The sequence below is a fragment of the Rhizobacter sp. genome, from assembly GCF_031412495.1.
Taxonomy (GTDB): domain Bacteria; phylum Pseudomonadota; class Gammaproteobacteria; order Burkholderiales; family Burkholderiaceae_C; genus Schlegelella_A.
The window spans coordinates 1-5,535 of record NZ_JANODC010000140.1 but is presented as its reverse complement, the minus strand read 5'-3'; the positions used below and the strand labels follow the sequence as shown (position 1 = coordinate 5,535).

Below are 5,535 nucleotides of genomic sequence, written 5' to 3'. Positions count from 1 at the left end.
CCTCGCGCTGCAGGTCGGTTTGTTGAAAAGTCATGCGTCTCGTCGGAGGCAGTGGGTTCCGCCGCAGCGGGGGCCGGAGGTCCGGCGATCAGAGGTGGCGGTCGGCAGCCGACGGCGGAAGTTGCGCTTGCGAAGCGACCGGCAAGTCTAGCAAACGGGCGCTCGCCTTCATTCGTTGACGCGCGGCAGCAAAGCCTCGTTCGCGGATCACTCCACGCGTGCGCCGGTTGCCTTGACGACGCGCTCGTACTTGGCCAGCTCGCTCCTGACGAAAGCGGCGAAGCGATCGGGCGACGACGGTATGGGCTCGGCGAAGAGGCCGGCCAGGCGCGCCTTGAGCTCGGCCGAGCCGAGGGCCTCGACGAAGGCCTTGTTGAGCCGCTCGGTGACGTCGGCCGGCAGGCGCGCCGGGCCGAAGATGCCGAACCAGGTGTCGATGTCGAACGAGGCGAGGCCGAGGGTGCGGCCGCTCTCGGCGATGGTCGGCACCTCGGGCATCGCCGACGACCGCGTCGCGGTGGTGACGGCGATCGCGCGCAGCTTGCCGGCCTTGATGTTGGCCGAGGCGGCGGCGAGGTTGTCGAAGTTCAGGTCGACCTGGCCGGCCAGCAGGGCCAGCTGCGCCGGGTTGCCGCCGGCGTAGGGGATGTGGACCATGAACACGCCGGCCTGCGCCTTGAACATCTCGCCGGCGAGGTGGCCGGCGCTGCCGTTGCCGCCGGAGCCGTAGTTGAGCTTGCCCGGATTCCTCTTGGCGTGCGCGACCAGGTCGGCGACGCTGGCGATGCCGAGCCGCGCCGCGACCTCGGTGCTCATGACGAGCACGTTGGGCACGCGCGCGACGCCGGTGATCGGCGTGAAGTCGCGGATCGGGTCGTACGGCATCTTCACGAACAGCCACGGGTTGATCGCGTGCGTGGCGACCGCGCCCATGACGATGGTCGTGCCGTCGGGCGCCGCCTTGGCCGCGGCGTCGGCGCCGAGGTTGCCGCCGGCGCCGGCGCGGTTCTCGACGACGATGGTGCCGAGGCTGTCCTTGGCGCGCTCGGCCAGGGCCCGGGCCACGATGTCGAGGGGACCGCCAGGCGGGTAGGGAACGATGAAGCGGAGCGGCCGGGCCTGGGCGAACGCGGGCGACCCCAGGCTGCCTGCCGTGGCAACGGAAGCGAGCGCGCCGAGCGCCGTGCGACGCCTCATGGCTTTCTCAGCAGGATCGTCTTGACCCAGCCTTCGCCGCGCGATGTCGTGACCTTCGCGAAGCCGTTCTGCTCTTCGCCGTTCAACAGCACCTCGTCGTTGCGGCCGAGCGTCTGCATCTCGCCCGCGCCGTCGCGCGGCTGGCGCAGCACCTTGACGCCGTTGATCTTCGGCAGCATCACGTCGCCGGCGACGCCGGTGTTGGCGCGCACGCTGGCCGCGGCATTGCGCTGCGAGGCCTCGCCGGCGCGGGCCTGGACCAGCGACGGGTTGTTGCGCACGTTGCGGACGATGTTGTTCCAGTTGTCCATGAACGAGGCGACGATCATCTTGCCTTCGTTGGTGTTGCTGTAGCCGCCGCCCGCCGCCGCGACGCGGCCGACGACCGTGCCGCCGATCGCGAAATCGGTCTTCTCGGCGCTGCCCTGCGCCGCCGCGACCTGGATGCCCGAGCGCGAGTCGACGAGCAGCATGCTGGTCTCGGCCTGCTTGAACTTCACGCCGCCGGCGACGCCGGCCAGGGCCCGCCCGCCGCTGCCGCCGATGAGGCCGCCGAGCGCGCCGCCGATGCCGCCGGCGTTGTTCTCGCTGAACACCACCGACGGCGTGACGATGAAGTCGGCCGCGACCATCTGGCCCTTGCCGATGTTCTGGTCGGCTTGCAGCTCGCCCGACGCAGCGTGGGCGCGCTCCTGCCGCATATTGCCCATGGCGACGCCGCGCTCGACGACCTGGAAGCAGTTCGACTGCTGCACCAGCATGCGGATCACCGCGGTCGGCGAGCCGAGACCGTAGCGCTGAAGGTTCTGGCCGACCTGGCTCTGCGGCTCGACGACGGCGAGCGTGCCTTTTGGCGCGTCGCAGCGCTCGAGCTGCTCGCTCGCGCCCTGCGCGCCCGAGGGTCCTGCACCGCCGGTGGCCAGCGAACCGCCGCCGCCGAGCGTCTGCGCCGCGGCGGGGAGGGCCAGCGCGGCGAGCGCGGCCGAAGAGAGCAAGGTGGCGATGAGTCTCATGAAATCCTCCCGGTCTGTCTTGAAACGAAGTCTGCAGCTCTAGGCAAGCGGGCCGTGCTTGTCGGCCTCCGACGTGAACGAGTCGGCGTAGAACTCGTCGTCGGGCAGGCCGCAGCGGACGACGAAGTCGCGCTGCGCCGACTCGACCATGATCGGCGCACCGCAGGCGTAGACCTGGTGCTCCATCAGGTTCGGCGTGTCGTGCATCACGGCCTGGTGGACGAGCCCGGTGCGGCCGGTCCAGCCGTCCTCCGGCCTGGCCTCCGAGAGCACCGGCACGTAGCGCAGGTGCCCGTGCTCCTTCGCCGCTGCTTCGGCCCATTCGTGCATGTAGAGGTCGACCCTGCTCCGGCAGCCCCAGTACAGCACCGCCTTGCGCTGGCTCTTGGTGTGGATCAGGTGCTCGACGATGGCCTTGATCGGCGCGAAGCCGGTGCCCGAGGCGAGCAGGACCATCGGCTTGTCGTTGTCCTCGCGCACGAAGAAGCTGCCGAACGGGCCTTCGACGCGCAGGATGTCCTTTTCCTTCATCGCCCCGAACACGTGGTCGGTGAACTTGCCGCCGGGCAGGTGGCGCAGATGCAGCTCGATGGCGGGCTTGTCGCCGAGGGTATGCGGTGCGTTGGCCATCGAGTAGCTGCGCCGCGAGCCGTCGCGCAGGATGAACTCGACGAACTGGCCTGCCCGGTAGCGGAAGGCGTCGTTGGCGGGGAGCTGCAGCCTGAGGATGGCGACGTCGGGCGCCGGCTTGTCGATCGAGATGACGCGGCAGGGCAGCTTCCGCGGCGCGAACTCGCCGGCGCCCGGGACCGTGCGCGCCTCGAGGACGATGTCGGTCTGCGGCGCCGCCTGGCAGGTGAGGATCAGCCCCGCCGCCTCCTCCTCGGCGCTGAGCGCCTTCTGCTGGTGCGCGCCATGGATGACGCGGCCTTCGGTCATGCGGCACTTGCATGAGCCGCAGGCGCCGTCCTTGCAGCCGTAGGGCAGGCCGATGCCCTGGCGGATGGCGGCCTGGAGGATCGGTTCGTCGCGCTCGACGCTAAAGCGGGTGCCGCTCGGCTGGACGGTGACGGTGAACGGCATGGTGGACGGCGGCAGCGGCGACGGGGCTCTGACCTAGACTGGACCCGCGATTTTGCCCGCACCGCGCTGTCGGCCTGCGCCGACCTGCCAGGACTGCCTTGCCGTACCGCCCGACCACCGGCCAGCGACCGGCCTTGCTCATCGTCGGCTGCGGCGACGTCGGCCTGCGGGTGGCGCAGCTGCTCCGCGACCGCTGGCGGCTGCTCGCGCTGACGAGCTCGCCGGGCCGCGTCGACGCGCTGCGTCGTGCCGGCATCGTGCCGCTGCCCGGCGACCTGGATCGGCCGGCGACGCTGGGCCGGCTCGCCGCGCTCACCGATGCCGTCCTGCATCTCGCGCCACCGCCGGGACAAGGGCGCGTCGACACGCGAACCGCGCACCTCGTGCAGGCGCTGGCGCGCGCGAACCGGGTCCGCCGGCTGGTCTACGGGTCGACCAGCGGTGTCTACGGCGACTGCGGCGGCGCGCGCATCGACGAGACCCGGTCGGTCCGTCCCGCCACAGACCGGGCCCACCGCCGCGCCGATGCGGAGGCCCGGCTCCGCCGCTTGGGCCGTGCCAGCGGCGTCGTCGTGACGATCCTTCGCATCCCCGGCATCTACGCGCCGGGGCGCGCCGGCGGCGACCCGCGCGAGCGCCTGGCGCGCGGCACGCCCGTGCTCGCGGCCGAGGACGACGTGTTCACCAACCACATCCATGCCGACGACCTGGCCCGCGCCTGCGTCGCGGCGCTGTACCGCGGCCGGCCGCAGCGCGTCGTCAACGCCTCGGACGACAGCGAGCTGCGCATGGGCGACTACTTCGACCTTGCCGCCGACGTGTACGGCCTGGCGCGTCCGCCGCGCATCGGCCGCGTCGACGCGGCCGCGACGTTCAGTCCTGCGCAGCTCAGCTTCCTGGGCGAGTCGCGGCGCCTCGACAACCGGCGGCTGAAGCGCGAGCTCGGCTTGGTGCTGCGCCATCCGACGCCCGCGCAGGGGCTGCGCGAAGGACGCGGCCGAGGTGGCCGCGACGCGACAATCGATGGACGGGCCCCATCCGGGCAGGAGACACCATGAACCGTCGTCGAAGCCAGCGGTCCGCCTCATGAAGGTTTTGTTGGCGACGCAGCCCCTCCCGGCGGCGCCCTTCATCGCCGGCATCGCCGCCCGGATCCCCGGGCTCGAGCTCCTCGAATACCGCTCGGCGCTGCGCGATGACGACCTCGCCGGCGTCGACGTGGTGCTCGCCTGGCAGTTGCCACGCGGCCTGGCGAGCCGGCTGCCGCGCCTGCGCTGGATCTGCTCCGTCGCCGCCGGGGTCGAGAAGCTGCTGGTGCCCGACCTCGCTGCGCATGTCCGTGTCGCGCGCATCGTCGACCGGGAGCAGGCGGCCGGGATCGCCCAGTTCGTGGTGACCATGGCCCTGCGCCACGCGCGCGCGCTGCCGATGTACGAGCGGCAGCAGCAGGAGCGGGCGTGGACCCGGCATCCGGCGCCGCTGGTCCGCCATCGCACGGCCGTGCTCGGCACCGGCGCCATGGGCAGCGAGATCGCCACCTGGCTCGAGCGAGTCGGCTTCGTCGTGCGCGGCTGGAACCGGCGCTCGAGCGAGACGCTCGCCGAGGTGCTCGCAGCGAGCGAGATCGTCGTCTGCGCCCTGCCGCTGACGGCAGAGACCGAAGCCATCCTCGGCGCGGCGGCCTTCGCCGCGATGCCGCGCGGCGCCTACCTCGTCAACGTCGCGCGCGGTGCGCACGTCGTCGAGCCCGAGCTGATCGACGCCGTCCGCTCCGGCCACCTGAGCGGCGCCGCGCTCGACGTGCAGCGGCGCGAGCCGCTGCCGGCCGACGACCCGCTCTGGACCGTCCCCGGGATCACGATCACGCCGCACATCGCCGCGCAGCCCTCTGCCGAGACCGTCGTCGAGCAGTTCGTCGCCAGCCTGCGCGCCATCGGGAAGGGCCAGCCGCTGCCGAACGAGGTCGACCGCTCGCGCGGCTACTAGGCCCGGCGACGGAGACCGGTGGCAGCGAGGAGTCGCGGCGCGAGCTCAGACGCCCTGCGGCCGGCTCAGCGTCTTCATCCGGTCGACGGCATGCACCTGCAGGCGCAGGGTCTCCGGCCCGCGCCGGACCTCGAGGGCGACGTCGCGCTCGGGCCGCTCGTCGCTCCACAGCGTCTTGTAGAAGCTGGCGAGGTCGGCCACCGGCTTGCCGTCGACGGCGACGATCGCGTCGCCCGGCCGCAGGCCCGCTTCCTCG

The 5,535-nt window shown here is 72.2% G+C and carries 6 protein-coding genes; 2 read left to right on the top strand and 4 right to left on the bottom strand.

All coding sequences use genetic code 11. From position 1 onward, the window contains the following. Positions 1–207: 207 nt before the first annotated feature. Genes AC30N0_RS05100 through AC30N0_RS05090 form a run of 3 tightly spaced genes read right to left on the bottom strand, consistent with a single transcriptional unit; the run spans position 208 to position 3,293 of the window. On the bottom strand, positions 208–1,197 hold the full coding sequence (locus AC30N0_RS05100; protein WP_489516849.1) for a Bug family tripartite tricarboxylate transporter substrate binding protein: 990 nt from the start codon (positions 1,195–1,197) through the stop codon (positions 208–210). Further along, positions 1,194–2,210, bottom strand: a complete 1,017-nt coding sequence (locus AC30N0_RS05095) for a CsgG/HfaB family protein (RefSeq protein ID WP_489516848.1) — start codon at positions 2,208–2,210, stop codon at positions 1,194–1,196. Before AC30N0_RS05095 ends, AC30N0_RS05100 begins: the two co-directional genes overlap by 4 nt. A gap of 39 nt (positions 2,211–2,249) precedes the next feature. Next, the gene (locus AC30N0_RS05090) at positions 2,250–3,293 is read right to left on the bottom strand and encodes a CDP-6-deoxy-delta-3,4-glucoseen reductase (protein ID WP_489516847.1); all 1,044 of its coding nucleotides are present in this window, start codon (positions 3,291–3,293) and stop codon (positions 2,250–2,252) included. A 98-nt stretch (positions 3,294–3,391) separates the two neighbouring features. On the opposite strand from AC30N0_RS05090, the gene AC30N0_RS05085 reads away from it, so the two are divergent. Then, a complete protein-coding gene (locus AC30N0_RS05085; RefSeq protein ID WP_489516846.1) occupies positions 3,392–4,351 on the top strand; it encodes an SDR family oxidoreductase in 960 nt (319 codons plus the stop codon). A 28-nt stretch (positions 4,352–4,379) separates the two neighbouring features. Next, entirely contained in the window at positions 4,380–5,279 is a 900-nt protein-coding gene (locus AC30N0_RS05080) for an NAD(P)-dependent oxidoreductase (protein WP_489516845.1), read from the top strand. Between the two features lie 45 nt (positions 5,280–5,324). On the opposite strand, the gene AC30N0_RS05075 is transcribed toward AC30N0_RS05080, so the two are convergent. After that, positions 5,325–5,535 (bottom strand): PDZ domain-containing protein (locus AC30N0_RS05075; RefSeq protein ID WP_489516844.1); only part of this gene is annotated, 211 nt, incomplete at its 5' end.